The 25,612-nt window shown below is 57.3% G+C and carries 25 protein-coding genes and 1 other RNA gene; 18 read left to right on the top strand and 8 right to left on the bottom strand.

The window, feature by feature from the left end; all coding sequences use genetic code 11:
- Positions 1-42 precede the first annotated feature (42 nt).
- Positions 43-140, top strand: an RNA gene (ffs, locus tag HF931_RS00355) — signal recognition particle sRNA small type.
- An 11-nt stretch (positions 141-151) separates the two neighbouring features.
- Here the strand turns inward: ffs and HF931_RS00350 are convergent.
- Positions 152-667 (bottom strand): hypothetical protein, encoded by a 516-nt coding sequence (locus HF931_RS00350; protein ID WP_273012551.1) that lies wholly within the window; start codon positions 665-667, stop codon positions 152-154.
- A gap of 405 nt (positions 668-1,072) precedes the next feature.
- On the opposite strand from HF931_RS00350, the gene HF931_RS00345 reads away from it, so the two are divergent.
- From HF931_RS00345 to HF931_RS00330, 4 genes are all read left to right on the top strand, one after another.
- On the top strand, positions 1,073-2,941 hold the full coding sequence (locus tag HF931_RS00345; RefSeq protein WP_273012553.1) for a ribonucleoside-diphosphate reductase subunit alpha: 1,869 nt from the start codon (positions 1,073-1,075) through the stop codon (positions 2,939-2,941).
- Positions 2,942-3,307: 366 nt separating this feature from the next.
- Complete coding sequence (locus HF931_RS00340) at positions 3,308-4,159, top strand: lipid A-modifier LpxR family protein (RefSeq protein ID WP_273241381.1); 852 nt, start codon at positions 3,308-3,310, stop codon at positions 4,157-4,159.
- Between the two features lie 17 nt (positions 4,160-4,176).
- Positions 4,177-5,208, top strand: coding sequence for a lipid A deacylase LpxR family protein (locus HF931_RS00335; RefSeq protein ID WP_273241379.1), 1,032 nt, complete (start codon positions 4,177-4,179; stop codon positions 5,206-5,208).
- Between the two features lie 94 nt (positions 5,209-5,302).
- Entirely contained in the window at positions 5,303-7,288 is a 1,986-nt protein-coding gene (locus tag HF931_RS00330; RefSeq protein ID WP_273241377.1) for an alkyl/aryl-sulfatase, read from the top strand.
- Positions 7,289-7,294: 6 nt separating this feature from the next.
- On the opposite strand, the gene HF931_RS00325 is transcribed toward HF931_RS00330, so the two are convergent.
- On the bottom strand, positions 7,295-8,152 hold the full coding sequence (locus tag HF931_RS00325) for an alpha/beta hydrolase (RefSeq protein WP_051602632.1): 858 nt from the start codon (positions 8,150-8,152) through the stop codon (positions 7,295-7,297).
- 235 nt (positions 8,153-8,387) lie between these two features.
- Between HF931_RS00325 and HF931_RS00320 the strand changes: the two genes are divergently transcribed.
- Complete coding sequence (locus HF931_RS00320; protein WP_035550914.1) at positions 8,388-9,416, top strand: ribonucleotide-diphosphate reductase subunit beta; 1,029 nt, start codon at positions 8,388-8,390, stop codon at positions 9,414-9,416.
- Between the two features lie 86 nt (positions 9,417-9,502).
- Here the strand turns inward: HF931_RS00320 and HF931_RS00315 are convergent, their stop codons facing one another.
- Positions 9,503-9,874, bottom strand: a complete 372-nt coding sequence (locus tag HF931_RS00315) for a PRC-barrel domain-containing protein (protein WP_273241375.1) — start codon at positions 9,872-9,874, stop codon at positions 9,503-9,505.
- Between the two features lie 193 nt (positions 9,875-10,067).
- Positions 10,068-10,418, bottom strand: coding sequence for a UrcA family protein (locus tag HF931_RS00310; protein ID WP_035550923.1), 351 nt, complete (start codon positions 10,416-10,418; stop codon positions 10,068-10,070).
- Positions 10,419-10,740: 322 nt separating this feature from the next.
- Here HF931_RS00310 and HF931_RS00305 point away from each other — a divergent pair, with 322 nt between their 5' ends.
- The gene (locus HF931_RS00305) at positions 10,741-12,192 is read left to right on the top strand and encodes an AMP nucleosidase (protein WP_273241373.1); all 1,452 of its coding nucleotides are present in this window, start codon (positions 10,741-10,743) and stop codon (positions 12,190-12,192) included.
- A gap of 77 nt (positions 12,193-12,269) precedes the next feature.
- Here the strand turns inward: HF931_RS00305 and HF931_RS00300 are convergent, their stop codons facing one another.
- The gene (locus HF931_RS00300; protein ID WP_420537748.1) at positions 12,270-12,833 is read right to left on the bottom strand and encodes a lipid-binding SYLF domain-containing protein; all 564 of its coding nucleotides are present in this window, start codon (positions 12,831-12,833) and stop codon (positions 12,270-12,272) included.
- A gap of 95 nt (positions 12,834-12,928) precedes the next feature.
- Positions 12,929-13,834 (bottom strand): SDR family oxidoreductase, encoded by a 906-nt coding sequence (locus tag HF931_RS00295; RefSeq protein ID WP_273241370.1) that lies wholly within the window; start codon positions 13,832-13,834, stop codon positions 12,929-12,931.
- A 198-nt stretch (positions 13,835-14,032) separates the two neighbouring features.
- Between HF931_RS00295 and HF931_RS00290 the strand changes: the two genes are divergently transcribed.
- From HF931_RS00290 to HF931_RS00275, 4 genes are all read left to right on the top strand, one after another.
- Positions 14,033-14,857 (top strand): mechanosensitive ion channel family protein, encoded by an 825-nt coding sequence (locus tag HF931_RS00290; RefSeq protein WP_273241368.1) that lies wholly within the window; start codon positions 14,033-14,035, stop codon positions 14,855-14,857.
- Between the two features lie 82 nt (positions 14,858-14,939).
- Positions 14,940-15,719, top strand: a complete 780-nt coding sequence (locus HF931_RS00285) for a tyrosine-protein phosphatase (protein ID WP_273011119.1) — start codon at positions 14,940-14,942, stop codon at positions 15,717-15,719.
- A gap of 72 nt (positions 15,720-15,791) precedes the next feature.
- On the top strand, positions 15,792-17,471 hold the full coding sequence (locus HF931_RS00280; RefSeq protein WP_273241366.1) for a DNA polymerase III subunit gamma/tau: 1,680 nt from the start codon (positions 15,792-15,794) through the stop codon (positions 17,469-17,471).
- Between the two features lie 16 nt (positions 17,472-17,487).
- The gene (locus HF931_RS00275) at positions 17,488-17,814 is read left to right on the top strand and encodes a YbaB/EbfC family nucleoid-associated protein (protein WP_035550939.1); all 327 of its coding nucleotides are present in this window, start codon (positions 17,488-17,490) and stop codon (positions 17,812-17,814) included.
- 6 nt (positions 17,815-17,820) lie between these two features.
- Here the strand turns inward: HF931_RS00275 and HF931_RS00270 are convergent, their stop codons facing one another.
- Together HF931_RS00270 and HF931_RS00265 are read right to left on the bottom strand one after the other, a co-directional pair.
- Complete coding sequence (locus HF931_RS00270) at positions 17,821-18,783, bottom strand: glycosyltransferase family 2 protein (RefSeq protein WP_273241364.1); 963 nt, start codon at positions 18,781-18,783, stop codon at positions 17,821-17,823.
- Positions 18,784-18,814: 31 nt separating this feature from the next.
- Positions 18,815-19,408 (bottom strand): hypothetical protein, encoded by a 594-nt coding sequence (locus HF931_RS00265; RefSeq protein ID WP_273241363.1) that lies wholly within the window; start codon positions 19,406-19,408, stop codon positions 18,815-18,817.
- Positions 19,409-19,548: 140 nt separating this feature from the next.
- On the opposite strand from HF931_RS00265, the gene HF931_RS00260 reads away from it, so the two are divergent.
- From HF931_RS00260 to HF931_RS00230, 7 genes are all read left to right on the top strand, one after another.
- Positions 19,549-20,892 (top strand): DNA recombination protein RmuC, encoded by a 1,344-nt coding sequence (locus HF931_RS00260; protein ID WP_273241361.1) that lies wholly within the window; start codon positions 19,549-19,551, stop codon positions 20,890-20,892.
- A gap of 45 nt (positions 20,893-20,937) precedes the next feature.
- Positions 20,938-21,465 carry a peptide deformylase gene (def, locus tag HF931_RS00255; protein WP_035550946.1) on the top strand — a complete coding sequence of 176 codons (528 nt, stop codon included), beginning with the start codon at positions 20,938-20,940 and terminating at the stop codon, positions 21,463-21,465.
- A gap of 195 nt (positions 21,466-21,660) precedes the next feature.
- Positions 21,661-22,614 (top strand): methionyl-tRNA formyltransferase, encoded by a 954-nt coding sequence (gene fmt / locus HF931_RS00250; protein WP_273241358.1) that lies wholly within the window; start codon positions 21,661-21,663, stop codon positions 22,612-22,614.
- Positions 22,614-23,099: a GNAT family N-acetyltransferase gene (locus HF931_RS00245; RefSeq protein WP_273011110.1), complete on the top strand. Its 486-nt coding sequence runs from the start codon at positions 22,614-22,616 to the stop codon at positions 23,097-23,099. Before fmt ends, HF931_RS00245 begins: the two co-directional genes overlap by 1 nt.
- Before the next feature lie 9 nt (positions 23,100-23,108).
- The gene (gene truA, locus HF931_RS00240; protein ID WP_273011108.1) at positions 23,109-23,849 is read left to right on the top strand and encodes a tRNA pseudouridine(38-40) synthase TruA; all 741 of its coding nucleotides are present in this window, start codon (positions 23,109-23,111) and stop codon (positions 23,847-23,849) included.
- Positions 23,850-23,931: 82 nt separating this feature from the next.
- Positions 23,932-25,167: an acyl-CoA dehydrogenase family protein gene (locus HF931_RS00235; RefSeq protein ID WP_273241356.1), complete on the top strand. Its 1,236-nt coding sequence runs from the start codon at positions 23,932-23,934 to the stop codon at positions 25,165-25,167.
- Complete coding sequence (locus tag HF931_RS00230; protein WP_273241355.1) at positions 25,164-25,529, top strand: EthD domain-containing protein; 366 nt, start codon at positions 25,164-25,166, stop codon at positions 25,527-25,529. The genes HF931_RS00235 and HF931_RS00230 overlap by 4 nt, the downstream gene beginning before the upstream one ends.
- Positions 25,530-25,612: the final 83 nt, after the last annotated feature.

Below are 25,612 nucleotides of genomic sequence, written 5' to 3'. Positions count from 1 at the left end.
TGGCCCTTGCGCCCCCGCTTTCAGCGAAGCATATAGGCGACAGGAGGCAGGCGGCGGACGGGTCGCTCGCCAATCGGGTCAGGTCGGGAACGAAGCAGCCCCAACGAGTTTTTCGCCCGGGTCGCTCGTCTGTCTCCGCTTTTCAGGAAATTCAGTTGATGTCGCGCAGGTCGGTGCCAAGTTCCAGATGGAGCCTCAGGCGCGCGAGCGTGCGGAACACCGAGAAGTTCAGCTTGGCGCGTTCCAATATGTAGGCGTGACGGTTCAGGCCAGAGGCGAGCACGCTGGATTCCTGAAGGTGCAGCAGCTGCCGACCATCTTTCTGCGGGATGATCGTGTACTCGCTCGACGATTCGATCACCGGGCAGTCAGCGTCAGCATCGCGGATCGTGGTGCGGTAGCAGTAACGTTTGCCGGGGCGCGCTTCAGTCACTTCGAAGATCAGTGTCTTGCCTGGCTCGCCGGGGTCTGTCGCTTCGAAGATGTCGTAGGCCGGATTGCCCGCACCGAACACGTATCCGCGTTCGCGATAGGCATTGAGGGGCGTCGCGAAGTCCAGCTTCTCGTAGATCTGTGCAGCGGTCGCGTCGATGATGGTTTCGCCATCATTCACGATGGGCGCGCTCGACCAATTGTGGAGTGTTTGATTCTTGAGCCAGTTGAGCATCGTGTCCTCGCGTGCCGGAGTGGGGCGTAGTGGCATAATGCACGGGGATAGTTAGCGAATTTCCCAATCAGGTCGGGCAATCGGTATGGATCTGGTCATCTGGCATTAACGGAATCGATTTCGACTCCGGTTTCGAGAGACTTTTTTGCCAAGGCGGGAAGCTGAAATTTGATGCAGTTTTGTGCAGCTTCCGAAAGGTCAATAGTGGCGGGAGTTTGCGGGGTGTGTTAACCATTCATTAACCCGAATTCCACGGCTATCTTGACGTTTTTGAGACTTGTCCCGTTGACCGCCTATTAACCTTCAGACACTATATGTTGTGTCAGGAACGGGGTTGAGAGCAATATCTGGCTTTCAGGGGCTTCCGGACCTATATGTTTCTAATGAATCTGGAGGGCTGCACCTATGTCTGCAACCGAGGCCAAATCTGTGTCTGAAACTGCACTGCGCAAGGGGAAGCCCAAGGCAGGTGTGGAAGGTCTGCTGCGCGTTGTTGAGGGCAACCCAATTCAGATTGACGAATCCCGCGATGCCTTGCTGACTGAATTCGGCAAGAAGACGCTTCAGGACCGTTATCTGCTGCCCGGAGAATCCTATCAGGACATGTTTGCGCGGGTGTCGCTGGCTTTCGCTGACGACAGCGAGCACGCCCAGCGCCTTTACGATTACATGTCCAAGCTCTGGTTCATGCCAGCGACGCCTGTTCTCTCGAACGGTGGCGCGGCCCGCGGCCTGCCGATTTCCTGCTTCCTCAACCAGGTCGGCGACTCTCTGGACGATATCGTTGAAACCTGGACCGAGAATGTTTGGCTGGCCTCCAATGGCGGTGGCATCGGCACCTATTGGGGCAATGTGCGCTCCATCGGTGAGAAAGTGGGCCAGAACGGTCAGACCTCCGGCATCATCCCGTTCATCCGCGTGATGGATTCGCTGACGCTGGCGATCAGCCAAGGTTCGCTGCGTCGTGGGTCGGCTGCTTGCTACATCGATGTCCACCATCCGGAAATCGAGGAATTCCTTGAAATCCGTAAGGCATCGGGCGACTTCAACCGGAAATCCCTGAACCTGCATCATGGTATCAACATCACCGACGACTTCATGGATGCGGTGAAGAATGATGAAGAATATGGCCTGATCAGCCCGAAGTCGGGCGAAGTGATCCGCACCATCAATGCCCGCAAGCTGTGGCAGAAGATTCTTGAGCTGCGCATGCAGACGGGTGAACCATACCTGCTCTTCACTGATACGGTGAACAATTCCATGCCGGCCCACCAGCGCAAGCTGGGCCTCAAGGTCACGCAATCGAATCTCTGTTCAGAGATCACCCTGCCAACCGGTATCGACCATGCGGGGCAGGACCGTACGGCAGTTTGCTGCCTGTCCTCGGTCAATGCCGAGAAGTTCCTTGAGTGGTCGAAGGATGAGACCTTCCTGGAAGATATCTTCCGCTTCCTCGACAACGTCCTGGAAGACTTCATTGAGCGTGCGCCGCCGGAAATGGCTCGTGCTGTCTACTCGGCGAAACGCGAGCGTTCAGTCGGCCTTGGTCTGATGGGCTTCCACTCCTTCCTGCAGACAATGAACGTGCCGCTGGAAAGCGCCATGTCCAAAGTCTGGAACGAGAAGATGTTCAAACACATGCGTCAGGGCGCAGACGCTGCTTCGGTCAAGCTGGCCAAAGAGCGTGGCCCGTGTGAGGACGCGCGTGACGTGGGCATGATGGCGCGCTTCAGCCACAAGATGGCTGTCGCTCCGACCGCGTCGATCTCCATCATCTGCGGGGGTACATCGGCAGGTATCGAGCCGATCCCGGCAAACGTCTACACGCACAAGACGCTGTCTGGCTCCTTCACCGTGAAGAACCAGCAGCTGGAGAAGCTGCTTGAGAGCAAGGGCAAAAACACTGACGATGTCTGGGTGTCGATCCTGGAGCATGAGGGGTCTGTCCAGCATCTCGATTGCCTCGACGAGCATGAGAAATCCGTCTTCAAGACGGCGTTCGAAATCGACCAGCGCTGGATCATTGAATTGGCCGCGGATCGCACGCCTTATATCTGCCAGTCCCAGTCGCTGAACCTGTTCCTGCCGGGTGACATCGCCAAGTGGGACCTGCACATGCTGCACTGGACTGCATGGGAGAAGGGGCTCAAATCGCTCTATTACTGCCGTTCCAAATCGGTACAGCGCGCTGCATTTGCCGGGTCCGAGAAGATCGGCACCCAGAAAATGGAGACGCCGAACACCGACTATGACGAGTGCCTGGCCTGCCAGTAAAGCGTCGCCGAAAACGGTCGAAGAATCAGAACCGGCACCTCAATGAGGTGCCGGTTTCTTTTGTTGGTCTACTACTAATGTAGCCGGAACTACTGGCCGCGCCGCAATCTTGCCACGAAATTCATGAAATTTTACAATAGGTTAAATTTCAATTCGGCGTCTCTTCCAGAGAAAACCATGTGAAAACCACACATTTTCCGGGTTCTGGAACAAAAACTACAGGTACGAGTTCAAATCGAACAAATTAATGTATTTCGGCTGATCGACGTTTGAGGCTGGCGACATCTTTATGCTAAGTTAAGCGTCGATTGGTCTAATCCTTGAGAGAGACGGCTCTGGGATTAAGACATGCGAGGCTTGAAGCGAATGGTATTTGTAATATCGACCGCAGTCATAACCATGGCTTGCCAGGGGTGCGCGACCACGTCCCCGCACGAACAGGTGCGTTCTGAAGCCATCGTTCCACCGAGCCTCGGCATGCAGATGGCCGTGCCGACTGCATCGAACACTGAACTCGTCGCTTCGGCCTCCAACAAGGCTTCGGTTCATGTGTTCAGCGCGCAATCGCATCGGTTCAGCGGTGTGCCGCTTGAGGCCACCAATCAGGTTGCCGCCCAGCTACTGGCAAGCGAGCCGGTAGATTATCGGCAGGCCCCGACAGCCGAGTTCAGCATTCCAAACAATACACGCATCGATTGGGGAAACAGCGACACATTGGTGGCCGTTTCCGCCGAACGTAGCCGTGCAGCGCTGACACGCCCTGGCCGTATCGAGAAGGACATCGCCGCAGAGATTGCCATCTCCGCCCCACGCGAAGTCACCGGACTGAAATTCGACGTTGGCGTTGCCCCGCGGATCGCTGTGCGGGAAGAGGGCGAGATCCTGACCCGCCGTGTAGGGGGTGAGGTTCGTATCGGCCAGAACATTGATATTCTCGATCGCAACGGACAGCCGCAGGGCTGGTATATCTTTGCCGGCGCAGATGGCGAAGCGCTGGTATGGGACGCCGACGCGAACGGCTTCCGGCCGAGCCTCGGTGATATGTCCCTCACAGATCAAGTGACTGTAGGAGATCTGCAGGCCGGCGTGTCCGTCCAGAGGAGCGGCGGAGAATTGTCACTCAGCTATATCCGCCGGGAAGTGAAATATTCCGACCGCAATGTCAGCATCAGTGAAACGGAAGATTTCGCAGGTGTTAGTTTCACGATGCGCCGTTAACTGCTAATCGCAGGCGCATGAACGCTCTAACCACACTTTTCAATGCTGCGGCTCTGTCCGCAGCTTTTCTGAATGTGCCCGCCGCCTTCGCGCAGGAGGATGAGCCAACCGTGCCGCGCAAGCCAGCGGTTGTTTCTTTCTCTACGGAGAATGATTTCTTCGGCGGTGGCACAGATCGAAACTATTCCAACGGATTGCGGATTGAGCGTGTTTCGGGCGCGGACAATGTTCACCCTGGCCTTCAATGGGTCGCATATCGCTTGCCATGGATTGATCTTGATCGGACAGAGCTTAGGCAGGGGTTTGCACTCTCTCACGCGATTTTTACGCCGGAAGACACGCAGGCCTTTGTGCCAGACCCGACCGACCGACCATACGCGGCCTGGCTGGCGCTCTCGTCAACAGTTGCCGCCAGCAGCGAGAATACGCAGGATACCCTACAGGTGAATCTCGGAGTGGTCGGTCCGTCCGCAGCTGGCGAATTCGTCCAGAATACCTGGCATGAGATCATTGGTGCACCGACCGCGAAGGGCTGGGACTATCAGCTGAAGGATGAGCCGGGTGTCGAAATCATCGCTCAGCGTCTTCAGATGTTTGACGGTCCAGACCTGCCCTTGGGGCTGGAAACCGATTTCGGGGCGCATTTGGGCGTCGCGCTTGGAAATGTGCGCACATATGGCGCAACGGGGCTGACCGCGCGGATTGGATGGGACCTTGATTCCAGCTTCGGACCGCCCCGTATTCGTCCGGCACTATCCGGAGCAGGGGAATTCGTGCCTGGCACGCCGGAAGACCCGCTCGGCGGATATTTCTTTGTCGGTGTAGATGGCCGAGCGATTGCGCGCGACATGTTCCTTGATGGCAATCTCTGGCGTGACGGCCCACGGGTGGAGGATCGCCGCGCGGTCGTCGGAGACTTGCAGGCTGGTATAGCCGTCCATTATCGCAGCGTGCAGCTGGCCTTTACCTTTGTGAACCGAACCGAAGAATTCGTGCGTCAGGATGGTCCACAACGCTTCGGGGCCCTCTCTATCAGCATCGCGCGCTAGGCATTGATTTCCCTCGCGGCTGGCTTGCGCTCAATTTCCGCCCATCGCACACTGCCCCGAAAGCGGAGCAGAGACATCCGCATGGGAGGAAATCATGAGAAGACTGGTCGGATTGGCTATCGCCATTGCGCTGGGGGCGTGTTCACAAAATTCGGAGACGAGTGACCGGTCTATCAAGTCGGAAGCGCCGCCAATGGGCGTTGCAACGGATGCGACCCGCGCAGCAAACGCCGCTGTGGCAGAGCGCTTGCCTCTTGGGGATACATCAGACTTCGTCGACGCAACCCGCGGGCTGCTCGCCCAATTGAAGCAGGATCGGATTACTGACGCGAATGGCAACACGGTCTGGCAGGTCAGTAATCGGGATTTCATCGAAGGCGATAGTCCGGATACGGTGAACCCGTCGCTCTGGCGACAGGAGCGGCTGAACTCCGAGCATGGCTTGTTTGAAGTGATGGACGGGATCTATCAGGTGCGCGGCTACGATCTGGCGGTGATGTCTGTCATTCGCGGTGAGATCGGATGGATCATTGTTGACCCCTTGCTCAGCCAGGAAACGGCGGCGGCCAGCCTTCAACTGGTCAACGATACGCTAGGCGAGCGCCCTGTGACCGGCGTGATCTACACCCATTCGCACGGCGATCATTTCGGGGGCGTCCGCGGTGTGATCGACGAAGCCGATATAGAGGCCCGAGGCGTGCCCGTGCTGGCGCCAGTCGGTTTCACGGAATCTGCCGTGGCGGAAAACCTGCTCGCCGGAAACTATATGAGCCGCCGGGCCGTGTTGATGTTTGGCAGCTCTCTGCCAAGTGGACCGACGGGGCAGGTAGGTGTCGGACTCGGGCCAGCGCTCGCGCAAGGCACTATAGGCTTGATAGAGCCGACCGAGGAAGTGCCGGGGCGCGGTACGGTGCGGGTGATTGATGGTGTCACGTTTGAATTCGTGGATGCGGCAGGGACGGAGGCGCCGGCAGAATTCATGTTTTACCTGCCTGAGTTCAATGCTCTGTGCACAGCGGAAGTTGCCACGGCGACATTCCACAATGCGCTGACCCTGCGCGGGGCGAAGGTTCGTGACTTGCTGGAATGGAGCCGCGTGATTGACTATGTCCTGACAGAGTATGGAGACAAGTCTGACGTCGTGTTTGCATCCCATCATTGGCCGACCTTTGGGCAGGAAAATGTGGAATCCTATCTGAGAGGCCAACGCGATATTTATCGCTACACGCATGACCAGACGGTGCGTCGCGCGAACAGGGGCGAAACTCAGTTCGAGATCGCCGAGGCGCTGCCCGAACCGTCGGTGCAGACCGATAGTTTCGATACGCGCGGCTATTACGGCACGCTGAACCATAATGCGAAGGCTGTCTATCAGGCATATTTTGGCTGGTGGGATGGTGTGCCTGCCACGTTCAACGCCCACCCTCTGGAGGCCAAGGCCGGACGGTTCATCAAGGCTGTCGGGGGCGAAGAGGCCGCGCTTGCAATCGGGCAGGAAGCCTTCGACGAAGGTGACTATCGATGGGCAGCCGAGGTCCTGAACTATGCCGTGTTTGCAAACCCGGAAAACCAGGCGGCCCGCGACTGGTTGGCAGCGAGTTATGAACAGCTTGGCTTTCAGGCAGAAAGCGGCGCGTGGCGGGATTACTATCTCACTGGCGCCCAAGAATTGCGTTTGGGATTGTCAGACGATGGAGAGGTCCGCACGCGAAGCCGGGAATTTGTTGAAGGTGTACCGACCGTTGAATTGTTCAACGCGCTGGCTGTTCGCTACTCGCCCGAAAGTCTGAGCCGTGATCCGTTCGAGCTGAATTTCCAGTTCACGGATACCGGCGAAGACTTTGTGATAGATGTGGGGGAGGCGACGGCATTCCCGCGCCCCAATACACAATCAGACGATGCGGTTGCCACGCTGACCCTGACGCGGGATGCCTTCAACGATCTCATTCTTCAGGCCCGCAGTTTCCGGGAGATCGCGGCTGCAGGTGAGGCGTCGGTTGAAGGCGACCCAATGGCATTGATGGCCTGGTTCTCGGCGCTCGAAACGCCGGACTTCTGGTTCAACGTGGTCGAGCCGTAAGGCGAATCAATCACTCATCTGATCGCGGAAGAAGTCCACGATCATTGGCGCGACCTTGTCGCCTTTTTCACCGAGGCGGTCATTCAGGCTTTTGTGGTCGCGCTTCTTCACGAGCCGGGCCTCCGCCTTGTGCCCGGCGCTATTGAGGGCTTCGGCCAGTTCCTTCGCGCGACTGGGGGAAACGGCGCGGTTCACATACAGCAGGAGAAATGGCGGGATGTCCGTGGTTTCCTCAACCTGAAGCGTGGGGGAGGCCGCTGCCCAGACATCCTGATCGTCGCCCGTGAAAGTTGGGTGGTAGAAATCCGGAATGTCGCCATCGCTGCCCGTGCGAACAAGATTGTAGGCGGCACTGTCCATCGCCACGACCCCCTTGATGACGGACGGCGTCAAATCATGCTCGTCGAGATAGTCTGGATCAATCGCGGTGAGCGCCGCCATGTGTGCGCCTGCCGAATGGCCCATCAGGAACATATTGTTGCGGTCGCCGCCGATCTCGTCGGCGTGTTCGTGGAAATAGGCGATGGCGGCGGCAACATCTTCCTGTTGCGCCGGGAAGGGATTGGCGGGTGCGAGGCGATAGTTCACGGAAATGAAGATGAATCCTTCGCTCGTGAAGTAGCGCGCCTGAAACATGCCGAGGCCGCTCTGTTTGTTTCCAAACGTCCAGGCGCCGCCATGCATCATCAGAATCATCGGCGCGCCGTCCGGATTCTCAGGCAGGTACACGTCTGCTCGCACGTCACCGGGGTCCAATCCGGGCGCATCATTGTAGATGACATCGCGGATCACCTTCGCGTTCGCTGGCGCTGCGGTCGACAGGCTTGCAAACAAGGCAAGTAGAATGACACTGAATAAACGCATGAAATCTCGTCTCGTAGGGCGGGTGTGGAACGCTTGAACGCTGCAATGGTGCCGATCTATCTGCAGGAATGCGTGCGGCGCCAGCCTTAAGCGGCAATTATGCCAAAACTGTGAGCAAGCCTGTGAACAAGTGCACTTTGCCACAGTCAAACATCTTGCGTGCCGTCCACGGTTCAGGCACTATATGTGGTGTAGATTGTTCCCAAAAATACAGCAGACGATTTAGGAGGCCCCGATGGCTGACGGAAATTCAAATGTGCCCGGATTGCTGACCCCGAGCCGGGCGTACAAGCCCTTCCGTTACCCGTGGGCGTATGACTTCTGGAAGATCCAGCAGCAGGTTCACTGGATGCCGGAAGAAGTGCCGCTCGGTGAGGATTGCAAGGACTGGGCTGTAAAGCTCAACGATTCCGAGCGCAATCTGCTCACCCAAATCTTCCGATTCTTCACCCAGTCAGATGTTGAAGTTGGTGCGAACTACATGGAGCATTACATGCCCCTGTTCAAACCGACCGAAGTGTCGATGATGCTCGCCTCCTTCTCCAACATGGAGACGATCCACATCGCGGCCTATGCGCTTTTGCTGGAAACTATCGGCATGCCGGATTCAGAGTTTTCGGCGTTCATGGAATACGAACAGATGGCGGCGAAGCACGACTATCTCGGCCAGTTCGGCACGGACACGAATGAGGATATCGCTGTGTCCATGGCCGTGTTTGGCGGCTTTACCGAGGGCCTGCAATTGTTCGCCAGCTTTGCGATGCTGATGAACTTCCCGCGCTTCAACAAGATGAAGGGCATGGGGCAGATTGTGTCCTGGTCCGTGCGCGATGAGTCGCTGCATTGCGAGGGCATGATCAAGCTGTTCCATACATTCTGTGCCGAAACAGGCGTCATGAATGATGCGCTGCGCGAACGCATTCGCGAATGCTGCCGGACGGTTGTGTCGCTCGAAGACAAGTTCATCGAGCTCGCCTTCGAAATGGGACCGGTCGAGGGTATGACCGCCGACGACATCAAGCAGTACATTCGCTACATCGCTGACTGGCGTTTGGGCCAGTTGAAGCTGGAGCCGGTATTTGGCGTTACGACGCACCCGATCCCGTGGCTAACGGAGATCCTCAACGGGGTTGAGCACGCAAACTTCTTTGAGCAGCGCGCGACAGAATACTCAAAGGGCGCGACAAGCGGCGACTGGCATGGCGATGATGGTGTCTGGTCGAAATTCGATCAGCGCAAGCTCGTCGACGCGACTATCGGCTAGTTACTGATTGAATTGATGTGTGAAAGGCGCGCCTTCCGGTTTGGAAAGCGCGCCTTTTTCTTTTGGGCCGAGGTTCTAGACCGGCGTCAGTACCAGAATGGCGCGGCACCGTAATAGGAATACACGCTGCGGCCATAAGCGTCGTCGCGTAACCGGTCGTATTCGGTCCGCTTCAGCGTAGGTGCCTTGCGAAGCTGGTCTTCGCTGATGTCTACGACATAGCCTTCCTGGCGCTCATCATAATCGAGAGATTGCCAGGGAAGGGGATGGTATTCCTCGCCTATTCCGAGGAATCCGCCGAAGGACATGACAGCATAGGCGACCTTGCCGCTGCGCTTGTCCAGCATGAGATTGTCGATATGTCCGATTTTGTCGCCTGCCGTGTTGTAGACGGTTGTGCCTTCAACGCGGTCAGAACTGATGAGAGGATTGAAAGTCATTGTAGCGTCGTTTGGCATGTTTGCCTCCGGGGTTTGAGTAGCCCACCCAGACCAAACCAACGTGCACAACAATCCTCCGATCCATAATTGCGCCAGTTTAATCTTCCCGGTGTATGCCCCTGATCCGGTTTTGTTGCTCTGCACAAAAAAATGAGGGGCTGCCCGTGGCCCTGGGCAGCCCCTCCAACGCTATTCCGGGAGGAAACGTGGTCTAGCGTTGTCCCGCGTCAGCGACGAGGGTTACAGCTTGTCGCGCGAATGCAGGCGCGGTGCTGAGGCCGGAAACTTCCTGCTTGTTCAGGATCTTTTTCAGGGCAGCTTTCTTGATGTTCTTGGTGCAGGTGCGGTCAACATAAGGCTGGTTGGTAACCGGCGAACGTGCGGAACAAGCTTCCTTGGCTTGAGCCTCAATGGACTCGAGAACAACAGCGGCACCGGCTTCAGAGCCCAGCAGCGCTTTATCGTAGGCAATTTCTACAGTGATGGGTTTGCCTTCTGCAGTGGCTGCAGCAGGAGCGAGGGTTACAGCGGCCAGAAGTGCCGGAACGATGAACTTTTTCATGTCTAAACTACCTTAAGAGTTAGCGACGGCATGATTGCCGACAGGGAACTCCTCCCGCCCCACGCCACGCCATTTGTCTGTTCTCCCCGCAGTGACGCCGAAGCGTCATGGCCTTTCCGCGCGGGACTGACGTGTCATGTTGCGCTGCAACAAAAGCGCATGTTTGCGCATGGCTCAACAAAAAGGTGCACAGCAGAAAGTCATAGCTGCCTTGCACCTCAAAATGCGCGAACGCTGAGCTTTGGCTGCCTATTTGTTTGTCACATACAGCGCTCGGAGGCCTGCAGATTGACAGAAAGTCGCAATGCAGCCATTTGGTGTCATGTCGAAATTGAATACACCAGATCAAGTTATTGACGCGCTCGAGAAACTCTATTCCGACGCTGTCTCCGCTTTGTCGTCCGCGCTGGACATCTTCCTTCATTCGGGAACGCCGCCATCTGCCGATTTGAGGGCGTCGGGCGCTTTCTGCTATCCGCAGATCCGTCTCGTCTACAATCCGGAAGGCCCTCCGCCGCCGATATCACGCGCCTTCGGGAAAATGTCGGAGGCCGGCACTTATGTGTCTACGATCACCCGGCCGGACTTCTTCCGTGGTTACCTGATGGAGCAGTTGTCACTGCTGATGCGAGATTATGACATCGACGTGTTCGTCGAGCAGTCGGATTCCGAAATTCCCTATGCCTATGTGTGGGATCAGGGGCAGGCGAGTGGGCTGGAAGAGATTTCCCCGGCTGAATTGGCGCGCCATTTCCCAAGCCCGAATCTTGCAGATATTGGTGACGAGGTTGCCGATGGAGAATTGTACGAGCCATACGAAACGCACCCGCTTGCCCTGTTCGATGCCCAGCGCGTGGATTTTTCCCTGAAGCGCCTTCAACATTATTGTGGAACGCCGGTTGAGCATTTCCAGCATTATGTGCTGTTCACGAACTATCACCGCTATGTTGATGCGTTCTGTGACTGGGCATTGCAGAAGCTTGGCGACGATAATCACTATACATCTCTGTCCGTTCCGGGCGGCCTTGAGATATCCGAGCCCACGGATACCTCGCGCACTGAGATTGATGCTTCACCCTGGCGCCGGTTCCAGATGCCAGCCTATCATCTGCGCGCGCCAAATGGTGGCGGCATCACGTTGGTCAACATTGGCGTCGGGCCCTCCAACGCCAAGACGATCACGGACCATCTGGCGGTGTTGCGTCCGGAAGTCTGGCTGATGGTCGGCCATTGTGGTGGCTTGCGACATAGTCAGGCGATCGGAGACTATGTGCTCGCCCACGCCTACCTGCGCGAAGATCATGTGCTGGACGCCGTCCTGCCGCCGGAAATTCCTGTTCCGCCAATTGCAGAGGTTCAGGTGGCACTTCAACAGGCTGCGGCGAGCGTAACCGGGGAAGATGAAAAGCAACTGAAACGCCGCTTGCGGACGGGAACCGTGGTGACGACAGATGACCGGAACTGGGAGTTGCGCTTTTCTGCGTCGGCCCGTCGGTTCAACAAGTCCCGCGCGATCGCGATCGACATGGAAAGTGCGACCATTGCCGCAAATGGCTTCCGTCTTCGCGTTCCCTACGGCGTGCTGCTATGCGTGTCGGACAAGCCGCTGCACGGTGAAATCAAACTGCCCGGCGCAGCGAACCGTTTCTATGAGCGTGCAATCGGGGAGCATATCCGTATTGGCATAGAAACGCTGGAGCGCCTTTCCGCCGACAAGGGCGCGAAATTGCACAGCCGGAAATTGCGTGCGTTTGACGAACCGCCGTTCCGCTAGTTGAACGAAAAAGGCGCAGGTACACGGCTGAGCCGGTATCCTGCGCCTTCGCCCTGGCTCACCTGAGCCTTAGCCGTTTAATGCAGCTTCGTGATCTTCGTGCCTTCAATGCTGATACCAGCCATCAGGCCCTTCTGGTCAAACACGAACGCATAAGCGTCTTCCTTCAGTGTAGAGGTCGACAGGTTTTCTGCGACTCCGGCGTTCACCAGAACGACAGTCGGCCCGACGCCGATCTCCCAACCATCGGATTCTTCAAGATATTCGACCGCATCGTCGTTCATCAGGAACACGGCATAACCGTATGATTGCGCGCCTGCCTGCAGGCCCCATGAACCTGTGAAGGAGCTATAATAGTCGACAGTTGATCCGCCGCGGATCAGCTCACCCTCACCGTAGGCGCCGCCGAGGCCAAGGCCTGCCTTCACCATTGATGGGAAGACGAGAACGGCGCGGGATTGGCCATTGATGGCGCGTGCCGCAGAGTTCTCGCTGATCAGCTTGTTGAGGGCCGCGCGGCTCCCGGCGTCGATCTGCGCGCGGTCCACTTCGTCAGGGAGCGATGAGCAGGCACTCAGGCCAAATGCGGAACTGGCGGCAAAGCAACCAGCCAGCAGGGCAAAACGAAACGTCTTCATGATCGGACTCCTTTACGATCCAGGTCACATAACTGTGGTAGGGCGGGGATGGTTCCCGAACGCGGCGCGCTTGGCGGGCGTGTCGCGCGGTGTCGGAATCAGCTGATTGGTTTGCCTCCGGTAACGCCGATGATTTCACCGCTTATATAGCTGGATTCCTGCGATGCCAGAAACACAAAAGTGGGGGCCAGTTCGGCGGGTTGGCCGGGTCGGCCCATCGGCGTTGCCTTGCCGAATTCCTGAACTTTTTCCTGCGTTTGGCCCCCGGAAGGTTGAAGTGGCGTCCAGAACGGTCCTGGCGCGACGCCATTGACCCGGATGCCCTTTTCGATGGCGCCTTGGGCGATTGCTTCAGTGAAGCCCCTGATCGCGAATTTTGTCGTCGCATAATCGAGCAGATATGGCGCGGGACTGAAACCCTGATTTGAAGTGACGTTTATGATCGCAGCGCCTGGCGGCATCAGGGGCAATGCAGCCTTTGTCAGCCAGAACAGTGCGTACACATTCGTCTTCATCGTTTCATCGAATTGTTCGTCTGTGATGTCTTCAATGCCGGGTTGGCGCACCTGCTTGCCGGCATTGTTCACCAGAATGTCCAGTCCGCCCAGTTTCGCTTGAGCGTCCTTCACCAGTTTCTGGCAGAAGCCCTTGTCCGTGAGGTTTCCCGGAATTGTATGGACGGTGTGGCCTTCCTCTTTCAGCAGTTCGACCAGCCACTGCGCGTCTCTCTCTTCTTCAGGCAAGTAATTGATGCAGATTTCTGCACCCTCTCTCGCATAGGCGATCGCAACCGCGCGTCCGATGCCGGAATCCCCGCCAGTTATCAGAGCCTTACGACCTTTCAGGCGACCAAAGCCCTGATAGCTGGCTTCGCCATGGTCTGCCTTGGGGTCCATCTTGTGATCGAAGCCGGGTTTGTCCTGCGGCTGTTTCGGGAAGGGGGGCTTGGGGTATTGCGTCCGCGGATCGCGCATGGCGTACTGGTTTTCAACTGTGTCTGACATGGTGGCCTCGTAAGTGGGTGACTAGCCAAACAACAGTCCCGAACGCCGAGGGTTCCGGACAGTGTCGAACCTGAGCGGCGACCTGGGACAGGGATCCGGAATGATCGGGTGAACCTGAACTGAACAAACGGGCCTGTCGGCGTTCAGGCGTGGTCTGGCTTACGATTTTGTAACGCAAACCAAAGAGGGGGCTGATCCATGACAGACTGGGTCGAACAGATAGATATCAACCAATACCTGCCGGGCGCACTGGCCTGGGCAACCAACGTATTGCTGGCAATCGTAATCCTGATCGTCGGATTCTGGATCGCCGGACGGATCGGGAAAAGCATCCGCAACATGGGCGAGCGGAATGCGCGCCTTGATGACACCCTGTTCCGGTTTCTCGGCAGCGTCGCCAAATATGTGATTTTGGCGTTCGTCATCATCGCGGTGCTCAACCGGTTCGGTGTTGAAACGACGTCAATCGTCGCCTTGCTGGGTGCCGCCGGTCTGGCGGTGGGTCTTGCGCTTCAGGGAGCAATGTCAAATCTGGCGGCTGGCGTGATGCTAATGGTGTTCCGGCCCTACCGTGTGGGCGAATTCATCGATGCGGCGGGCAAGTTCGGGAAGGTAGAGGAAATAACGCTGTTCACCACTGTGCTTCAGACGTTCGACAATCAGCAGATCATCATTCCCAACAGTCAGATCTGGGGCGATCAGATCATCAATCATAGCCACCATCCCGTGCGCGGCGTGGATATGCATTTCGGCGTCGCCTATGGCGAGGACATCGACAAGGCACGTGCAACCATCGAAAAGGTTCTGGCTGATCATCCGCATGTTCTCAAAGATCCGGCTCCCTTTGTGGAGGTTGAGACCCTGAACGACAGTTCGGTGGATTTCCTGGTGCGTCCGTTCTGCGATGGCGCGCACTATTTCGATGTGCGTTATTCGCTGCCGGAGCAGGTGAAGAAGGCACTGGATGCAGCTGGTATCGAGATTCCGTTCCCGCACCGCAAGGTGATTGTGGTCAACGAATAGGCCGAGACTGTCTGGGGGAGGTCACAAAACCTTCCCCAACGCTCATCTGGACGCGGGCGCGCATGCGGGCTAGGTCGCCAGCATGACAGACAGAATCTATTCGCTTCAGGGCGTTCGCAATTTTCGTGATTTTGGCGGGTATAAATCCCGTTATGGCGGCCAGATCAAACGGGGGCGCTTGTTCCGGTCCGGCCATTATGCTGAGGCGACCGAGGATGATCTGAAAGCGCTGGGCGCCCTGGACATCCACCTGCAGGCCGATCTTCGCCGCCCTGATGAGCGCGAACGCAATGTCGCCCGCTGGTCTGCCCCGAACACGCTGACCCATGATGGCGGGCGTGAGCATGAAGCGCCACACGCGCAATTCCTGAAAAAGGTCGAGGCTGACGCCCAGAAGGCCGATGACTGGATGAACGACTATTATGCGCTCGCGCCGTTCAAGGCACATCATGCGGAATTGTTTTCCAGCTGGTTTGAGCATCTCGCTGGACTGGAAGGGCAAGCCGCAGGGCTTGTGAACTGCGCCGCTGGCAAGGACCGCACCGGCATTCTCTGTGCCTTGACGCATCATGTGCTAGGCGTCGAAGAGGCAGATTTGCGGGCCGACTATGAGCTGACCAATACGGCGGTGAATGTCGATGAATTCCTGCCCCAGGCTGCTGCCTTCTTTAATGAGCAGGTTGGCAAGGTTTATGAGCCTGAAGTTTTTCGCCCCTTCCTCGGTGTTCGGCTGCGTTACCTCGATACGGCCTTCAATGTGATTCATGACAAGCATGGCACTGTTGACGCCTATCTGGCGGAAGTTCTGGGCGTGGATGACGCGGCTCAAGAACAGCTTCGGGCGCATCTGTTGGAAGTGTGAGCCGCGCCTTCCACTTTATTCGACACTCGCCCCATTGCCGCAGCGCCCTGAGACTCGCTAAAGTCGCGCCCGATGAGCGATTCCGAACTCCCCGAAGAACGCGACGACCAGACCTTCTCCATGTTCGGGGAGGATGAGGCTCCGAAATCGGAGGCTTATCAGGTCCTTGCGCGTAAATACCGGCCCCGCCGGTTCGAGGATCTGATCGGACAGGAGGCGATGGTTCGTACGCTCTCCAATGCGTTCGAGACGGGCCGGGTGGCGCATGCGTTCATGTTGACCGGTGTGCGCGGCGTCGGGAAGACCACGACGGCGCGCCTTCTGGCCCGCGCGCTCAACTATCAATCCGATGATCATGATGGGCCGTCGATCCGTCTCGACCCGAAGGGCGAGCATTGCGACGCCATCATGGCGAGCCGGCATCCGGATGTGCTGGAGCTGGACGCTGCCAGTCGCACGGGTGTTGCCGATATGCGCGACCTGCTGGATGGGGCGCGATATGCGCCGGTATCGGCCCGCCACAAGGTCTACATCATTGACGAAGTTCATATGCTTTCGACGGCGGCGTTCAACGCGCTGCTTAAGACTCTGGAAGAACCGCCACCGCATGTGAAGTTCATTTTTGCGACCACAGAAATTCGCAAGGTTCCGATCACGGTTCTGTCGCGGTGTCAGCGGTTTGACCTGAAACGGCTTGATGCGGTGAATCTCGCAGCGCATTTGGGGCGTGTCGCCGCAAATGAGGGAGCGAAAGTTTCAGAGGAGGGCCTCGCGCTGATCGCGCGCGCAGCGGAGGGCTCTGTGCGCGACGGGCTCTCCATTCTGGACCAAGCCATCGTCCAGACGATGGATGGAGAGGAAGTCACCGGAGCCGCAGTGCGGGATATGCTGGGGCTTGGCGATCGTGCGCGTCTTCTGGATGCATTCGAGAAGGCGATTTCCGGCAACGCGCCGGAAGCGCTGGCCGAAGTAAAGGACCAGATCCATGCCGGCGCGGACCCTGCCGTGATCCTGAAAGACCTTATGGATGTATGCGCGGATGTGTCCGTCGCGCAGGCGACCGGTGGCGAATTCCAGTCTGCCGGGCCCGCTGAATGGACGGAACGCACGCTCGCCATGGCGCAGAAGCTGACCGCCGCTCAGGCGTCGCGTTATTGGCAGATACTTTTGTCTGGGTTCAATGATCTTCAAACTGCGCCTGATACGGCGACGGCGTTGAACATGATTATCCTGCGTCTCGCAGCCGCTGCAAACCTTCCGTCTCCGGAAGAGGCGGCGCGCATGATTGCCGAAAAAGGCGGTGCGCCGGGAAAGCCTGAACAACACGGTCTGGCCCCGTCTCCCGCCGGCGGGCTGGAGAGCTTTGCCCAGATCGTCGCCTATCTCGGCGAGCATCGGGAAGTGAATTTGCAGGTCGAACTTGAGCGATATGTACGCCCAGGGCCGGTGCGGTATGGCTATTTCTCGTGCGAGCTGGAAGAGCAGGCGCCGAATGATCTTCTGGCGCGCCTGAAAGCCTTTCTGGAGCGAGATACAGACGATGACTGGGTGGTCGAGCAGATCCGTACCGACGCGGAAACCATGCGCCAGACCGAGATCCGAACCCGGGAAGAGCTATTTGCCGCTGCCGCCAGTCATCCCGCTGTCGCAGATGCCTTGAAGAGTATCCCCGGTATAACCATTGTTGACGTGACAGAGCCGCCGACGAGTGATGGCAATGTCATCGATTTGAACTCCAGACGAACGGCCTGAAGGAGGCCCGCTTCCCATGAAAGACCTTGGCAAGATCATGCAACAGGCCCAGCAGATGCAGGCCAAGATGCAGGAAGCGCAGGAGAAGATCGAGGCGACCGAGGCCGAAGGCGTTGCGGGGGCAGGCCTTGTCTCGGTTCGCCTCAAAGGCAAGGGGGATATGGTAAGTGTAAAGATCGACCCATCGCTTATGTCTGATGATGCCGAGATCGTTGAAGACCTCATCAAGGCTGCTCATTCCGATGCTCGCAAGCGTCTGGATGAAGCGATGGAGAAGGCGATGAAGGAAGCAACTCAGGGCCTGGGCGGCGGCATGCTGCCAGGGTTCAAGATGCCGTTCTAAGCCAGTCTAGTATAGTTCAGGTTCTGCAGTTCTAAACGCCGAAGCCATCCATCCGCGATGGAAAGCGGCGCGCATTGTCCAGTAATTTCGTTTTTGCTCTGACCATGCATGCAGCACGGCCATTCCGTAGCAGAAGCCCACTTTTGCCGCCGATGAAAGGACGGTCAAAGTGAGTGTCACCGGGTTGCGCGTTTTCAGATAGTGATAGCCAAAACTCATGCCGGAGCGAAACTTTCGTTGGCGAATCCACTCTGCATTCAGCCGCTTTGGGTCCACTGCTTCATGGACGATCGCAGCTTCACTGATCCCGAATTTGGCGCCTGAATACCATAGGCGGAAAAAGAACTCGGTATCTTCTCCGCCCGTTTTCCCCTTTTCCAAAAGGAAGCGCTGCCCTTTTACGAGTGAGGAGCTGGCACGCATCAGCGCGTTGCATGTGTGGCCCGTTTGAACGACACCAGCTCTCCGTACGGGAATGTTTGAGTGATAGTCCTGTTCGCGCATCCAGTCTGGAGCATTGTCAGGATACACCGCATAGGCCGGACCAAACACTGCGTCCAGTTCACGCGTCTTGGCCATCTGGAGCAAAGAAGCGAGCCAGTCCGGATCTGCGACTTCATCATCGTCGATAAAGGCGATCCATTCTGCCGTCGCAGCATCCAACCCGGCATTCCGGGCAAGGGAGATATTATTTGCTGGCGCATGTATGTACGTCACGGGAACGGCAAGCGTCTTGGCAATTGCCTCGACGCGGTCTTTTGCGCTTGGTGTCTCATCGTTGTCGATCACGATGACCCGGTGTGAAGTACCTTTCGGCAAGTTCTGCAGATCCAGCGATCGCAATGTGTCTTCGATGGATGGTCTGCGATAGGTGCAGACGCAAATGTCGATCGTCACTTTGGCGACCTCGTTCCAGAGTTCTTGCGAGTAAAACATGCTGGTTGTAGCTGCCAGCAAATCCTGTGCCATGCTTTAGCGAATCCGCGCCTGGATTACAGTCCTATGTTTCTGCTGGCGGTAAAGTTCTCGCGATAAGCTCATTAATCAGGCGTTGCGCCTCTTCTGTCTTCCGTGGATCGCGGGCGTCAATCTGACAGTACCATACTAGTTCATTTGTCTTTGAGTTCACTAGGAGGAGTTCTGCGGATTGTTCGATCCCATCCGGACCGGGCACGCCGCCGAACATGACGTCAAGACTGCCCTGAACGAGCCGGCTGGCAGAGCTTTCGAAATCATAGCGGACCCGAATGAGGGCAACGAGTCGGTCTGTCGGCTCAGCCACTACAACAGTTGCAGGGTCCAGCGTGCCCAGGTGTTGCGACAAGAGTCGAGCTCGATCCGTAGCGTTTCGAGATGGATCGAAAAGCTCTTCTGGCACCGTGCTGGATAAGGCTTCGGCAAGGTTAAGACGTGCGGTATCGCTTTCCTCCGGCCGTGGCTCTCGCATGCCGGCTGCGGTGACGAGCGTTACTTCAGCCAGGGGCGGAAGGTATGTGATCTCTGCTGCCTCTGGCGGCTCAATATCCACCGGCGCGCGGGTAGGCGATGCGCACGCCACAAGCCCTGCCAGTAGGCCGATCCAGAATAGCCGCATCAATTAGCCCCTTTAGTGATCCGAGTGGAAAAGGGTATCATCCTTTGCGCGAAGTCAAGTTCGCCCGAAAATGAGCCCAATCATGGACACAATTTGCCGTTCCTTATATGTTCCGGCGAGAATCGTGCGAGGCAGAGCGAATGGAACCTGTTATCATTATTGGCGGCGCTGGGTTTGACGCTGCGCATCTCATCCTCTTTCTGTTGGCGCTTGCACTCGCGGGCACGGCATGGTGGTTGGCGAGCAAGTCGGGCGCGAAAGAAGAGCGGCTGACGCTCGATCTGGAACGGGCGACTGACGATCTCGATGAAGCGAAGCAACGCGCGCGGACACTGGAAGAGGTGGCGCGAAAAGCTGAACTCGAACTGGCTGAAGCGAAAGCAAGAAGTGCGGAGGATGAGCGCAAATTCGCCGAAATGGCGCAAGGCGTGCTGCAGAGAGCGAATGCTCAATTTCTTCAATTGGCAAATGAGACGTTCGAGAAGCACAAGGAAGGTGCTCAAGGGCATCTGAACGAACTGATGAAGCCGATCGGGGAGAATTTCGACGCGTTCAAGAAGCGGGTGGATGAGATCGAGAAAGTCCGGACCGAAGACAAGTCTGCCATTCAGGAACAAGTCAAAGCGATTCACGAAAGCCTGAAGACGAACACTCAGGAGACCGGCAAGTTGGTGAGCGCGTTGACCGCACCGAAGGGCGGAGGACGTTGGGGTGAAATGACGCTCCGCAACGTCATGGAACAGGCTGGGCTATCGGCGCATTGCGACTTTTCCGAACAGGTACACGACGATACAGAGCAGGGGCGGCAGCGTCCGGATGCCGTCATCCACTTGCCTGGAGGGCGTCAGATCGTCGTCGACTCCAAGGTTTCGCTCGCGTCATACATGTCAGCCGTAAACGCCGAAGACCCTGCAGAACGGGCGGCGCACTTGAAAGCGCATGCTGCCAGCGTTCAGCGCCACGTGAATGGGCTCGCGTCAAAGGATTATCAGTCCAATCTGGGCGGACGGTTCGACTATATTGCCATGTTCATTCCAGGGGAAAACTTCTTCGCGGCGGCTTTGGAGCATTCGCCAGACCTGATCGAGAAAGCAATGAGCCGTCAGGTTATCGTCACAACGCCCACGACACTTATCGCGCTTGCGCGAACCGTCGCCCATCTGTGGCGGCAGCATCACCAGAATGAAAATGCCATGGCTGCGGCTGAATTGGGGGCCGAATTGTACGGCCGTATGGGCGTGATGCTGGGCCATATCGAAAAGCTCGGGAAGTCTCTCAACGGGTCGGTTGATCACTTCAATTCAGCCATGGGATCTTTTGATAAACGGGTTCTGCCAACACTGCGCAAGTTCGAGGACATGGAAATCGCACCGCCTTCGAAAACCTTGTCTGAGCCGAAACAGATCGAAAACAGGGCGAATGTTTCTGAAAACACCGGAGAGCTGGACTTTGGGGCGCCGAAGAAACCCCTTGCCGCCGAATGAGGGGCAAGTGTTGACCATCCGGCCCAGCGTACATATTTCATCGTTATGGCTATCAGAGAAATCCTCACCGTCCCGGACCCGCGTCTGAAGGAAGTGTCGAAACCCGTCGAGGGTGGCGTCACTGACGACATTCGCGCGCTTATGGATGACATGCTGGATACGATGTACGACGCGCCGGGCATTGGCCTTGCTGCGATCCAGATTGGCGTTCCGTTGCGGGTGATCGTGATGGATCTGGCCAAGGAAGGTGAGGAGGCGCAGCCGCGCTATTTCGTAAATCCTGAAATCCTTCCTCTGACTGAGGACAAGGCCCCCTATGAAGAGGGGTGCCTGTCGGTGCCGGATATTTTCGAGGAAGTTGAGCGCCCGACAGAGTGCCGCGTGAAGTATCTCGACTATGATGGCAACGAGGTCGAGGAAATTGCGACCGGCATGTATGCGGTCTGCATCCAGCACGAGATGGACCATCTCGAAGGCACGTTGTTTATCGATTACCTGTCTCGCCTGAAGCGCCAGCGCGCCGTGGACAAGGTAAAGAAGATCAAGCGACTCAAGCAGAAGAGCGCAGCCTGATCCAGATGAGGAAACGCGGAAATCCTTTCGCGTTGTCTTGGTTCCGATGGATGTTGGCGCTGATTCTTGCCGCCGTTGTCGTATTTGTTGTTGGTGGAAGCGGGGTGGTGCCGTTCAGCATGACATCGGCAATGCGCTGACACATCCTGGACTCTGCGCTTTCAAAAACGTCTCTGAGCGCTTATCTCCGACGGCATGACAAAACCTCTTCGTCTTGCCTTCATGGGCAGCCCCGATATCGCCGTCAGTGTTCTTCAGTCACTGATGGCGGCAGGCCATGAAGTCGTTTGCGTGTATTCCCAGCCGCCCCGGCCTGCCGGGCGGGGCAAGAAGTTGACCCCGACACCGGTGCATGCTTTCGCCGAAGCGAGAGGCATCGAGGTGCGCACGCCAAAATCCCTCAAGAAGCCACCGGAGCAGGAGGCATTTGCTGCGCTGGAACTCGATGCAGCAATTGTGGTCGCCTATGGGCTGATCCTGCCTCAGGCTATTCTGGATGCGCCCAGGCTGGGGTGTCTCAACATGCACGCATCGATCCTGCCGCGCTGGCGTGGCGCAGCCCCAATTCAACGTGCGATTATGGCCGGCGACACGGAAACGGGTGTCGATGCGATGATGATGGAGGCGGGGCTCGACACAGGCCCGGTCGTCGCTACTGAACGTACACCCATCACGGTAGAAGACACCGCAGGCTCAGTTCACGATCGCTTGGCAGAATTGGCAGCACAGCTTGCGCCCCGCGCGCTGGCTGGGTTGGCGGATGGAAGTCTCACGCCTGTTCCGCAGGCGGAAGAAGGGATGACTTATGCCGCGAAGCTCGGCCCGGCGGACCAGCGCGTTGACTGGGGCAAGTCGGCGCGGGAGGTGGATTGCCAGATAAGAGGGCTTTCACCGTTTCCGGGTGCCTGGTGCGAATGGACGCCGCCGGGCAAGGATGTGCCAATCAGGCTGAAATTATTGATGAGCCGGCGGTCCGGGCGCGAAACGTCCGCGCCAGTTGGCATGGTTCTGGATGATCGTTTACTCGTGGCTTGTGGCGATGGGGGTGCTGTGCGTATCCTCAAGCTGCAAAAACCAGGAGGGAAGCCGATGGATGCTGAGCAGTTCCTGAAAGGACAAGCAATTGCTCCGGATACGGTGTTCGGCTGATGAGTTTCTGGATTCGCCCCGCCCGAGACGAGGATCTCGCGGAAATCATCGCCCTGAATGATCTTGCATTTGGTGGCAAGGACGAGGGCAGGATTGTGAAGGCTATGTCCGAAGGTGAAGACAGTGTTCTCTCCTTGGTCGCGAGCGATGACAATCTGATTGCCGGCCATATCCAGTTTTTCCGAATATGCATCGACGGCGCGCCAGTCGCCGTCGGATTGGGGCCGATGTCGGTTCATCCTGATTTTCAGAAGACCGGTATCGGAAGCGGCCTGATCCAGATGGGGCTTATGGCGTTGGAAGGAGCAGGCGAACAAATTGTGTTCGTGTTGGGTCATCCCGAATACTATCCGCGATTTGGGTTTTCTGCGGATCTGGCTGCACCGTTCGATAGCGATTGGTCAGGCGAAGCGTTCATGGCGTTGCGCCTTCATCCCGATGCGCCAGCGTCCGGACGGTTGACCTATCCGCCTGCCTTTGGCTAGGGCAGCGCGATGCCACGATACAGACTGCTCATAGAATACAACGGTGGCCCGTTTCAGGGCTGGCAGCGCCTGCCAGGGCTCCCGACTGTGCAAGGCGCGCTGGAAGAGGCCGCGACCAAACTGGATGATGGCGCGCCAGTCGAAGTGTTTGGCGCGGGACGTACAGACAGTGGTGTGCATGCCACCGGGCAAGTCGCGCACATGGATTTGCAGATCGATCGTGGCCACAAGGTCGCCGATGCGATGAATTTCCATTTGCGTCCTCATCCGATTGCTATCCTGAAGGCCGAAGAAGTTGACGATGAGTTCAGTGCCCGCTTCAGTGCTACCGAACGCCACTATCGATTTATCATCGTCAACCGGCGGGCGGACCTGACACTGGAGCGTGGATTGGCCTGGCGCGTGCCGTCTGCACTTGATGCGGACAAGATGCACGAAGCGGCGCAACACCTGGTCGGGACGCACGATTTCACGACATTTCGCGACACGGATTGTCAGGCAAATTCGCCGCTTCGCACGCTTAATGCCATTTCCGTGTCGCGATATGGTGACAGGGTCGAACTGACCTGTCGCGCTCAGAGCTTCCTGCACAGGCAGGTGCGCTCAATGGTCGGCAGTCTGGTCGAAGTGGGCCGTGGCCGTCGCCCGGTGCAATGGATCAAGCAGATTCTGGAGGCTGCAGACCGAACGAAGTGCGGGCCAATTTCGCCGCCCGATGGCTTGTACCTCGAGAAAGTCGACTACGAGTGACGTATTGCTGACGCGAAGTCAGCCTGTTCTACAAAACGCTTCCGACTTAGCCTCCCTTCAAAACGACAAAGGGAGACAGGCAATGGCGATTGATTTCACGATTCCGGAGGATGCCAAGGAAGTTCGCGAGCGCGTGCGCCAGTGGGTGCAAGATGAGTGCATTCCCGCGGAGAAGGAAATGGCTGCGGGTAGGCCTTTCAAGGAGGTGTTGCCCGAATTGCGGAAGAAAGCGCGGGCGCGTGGGCTTTGGTGCCCCTTCATCCCGGTAGAGCATGGCGGCATGGGGCTTGGCCCGCTCGCCAATGCGCTCGTGCAAATGGAACTCGGCCAAAGCCACCTTGGCGCTCTGTCGATGAACTCTCAGGGGCCGGATGACGCCACCATGCTGACCCTGCTGGCACATGGTACGGTTTTTCAGAAAGAGACGTATCTGAAGCCACTGCTGAATGGCGAAAAGCGGATTTGCTATTCGATGACGGAGAAAGCAGCCGGGGCAGACGCTACCGGGATGCAGACGCGCGCCGAGAAGGATGGCAAGGGAAATTACGTCCTGAACGGCGAGAAGTGGTTTTCGAGCGCGGCTACGGCAGCCGACATCGCCGTGGTCATGGCGAAGACAAATCCCGATGCGCCCCGCCATCAGCAATTCTCTACGTTTATCGTTGAGCTGCCAAATCCCGGCTACAAGATCATCCGGGGTATCCCGACCATGGCAGTTCACGGGCCCCATTATGAGGAGATGGGCGGCGGACATGCGGAAGTGAAGATCGAAAACCTCGTTGTTCCCGAGGAGAATCTGCTCGGTGGGGAAGGGGGCGGATTCTCAATGGGCCAGCATCGTCTTGCCTATGGTCGCCTGCGCCACGGCATGCACAATGTGGCCATGGCTCAGCGGGCACTCGATCTTGCTACGGAACATGTCACCAATCGGGAAACCTTTGGCCAGCCCCTCGAAGACCGGCAGGGCGTTCAATTCATGCTCGCGGAGTGTGCCAGCCAGCTCTACATCGCGCGCCTCATGCTGATGCATATCGCCTACAAGGCGGAAAACGGCATGGATTTGCGCCAGGAAAACGGTATCGCCAAAGTCTATCTGGCCAATATGGTTCACAAGGTAGTGGACACAGCAATCCAGCTGCACGGCGCGCTTGGCTATTCGCTCGATACGCCTCTGGCCGCTTGGTACACACACATTCGTTCACAACGCCTGGTCGATGGGCCGGATGAGGTGCACAAATGGATCACGGGAAAGAATGTCATCCGCGCTTTCAAGAAGGATGGTACAACCGCCGGTGCGGCGGGGGGTGATTTGCTATGATCAAGCTGACGTTCTGCCTGCGACGATTGCCACATCTCAGCCGAGAGGAATTTCAAGTCTATTGGCGAGAGAAGCATGCACCACTGGTGGCGAAGCATGCGGAGGTTTTAGGGATCCTCCGCTACGTGCAAAATCATACATCGCATGATAATTTGAATGCCAGCATGCAGGCGAGCCGCGGTGGTCCTCCAGCTTATGATGGCGTCGCTGAGCTATGGTTCAAAAGCGAAGAGGCCATGGCCGCCAAGAGCAACGCGGCGGCGGCAAAAGCCGGCGCCGAACTGCTCGAAGACGAAAAGAAGTTCATAGACTTGGCAAGCTCTCCGCTCTGGTTTGGGGATGAGTTTGAAGTCGTGAGTTAGCTGACGACTTGCCCGAATGGAACTTTCAACTGTTTCACGTATTCTGCGCAGGTGAAACGGAACGAAATCGCAATCGGCAATCT

The sequence above is a fragment of the Hyphomonas atlantica corrig. genome, assembly GCF_017795365.1.
Lineage (GTDB): Bacteria > Pseudomonadota > Alphaproteobacteria > Caulobacterales > Hyphomonadaceae > Hyphomonas > Hyphomonas atlantica.
The sequence above is the reverse complement of the archived record's forward strand: the minus strand, read 5'-3'. Positions and strand labels throughout refer to the sequence as shown.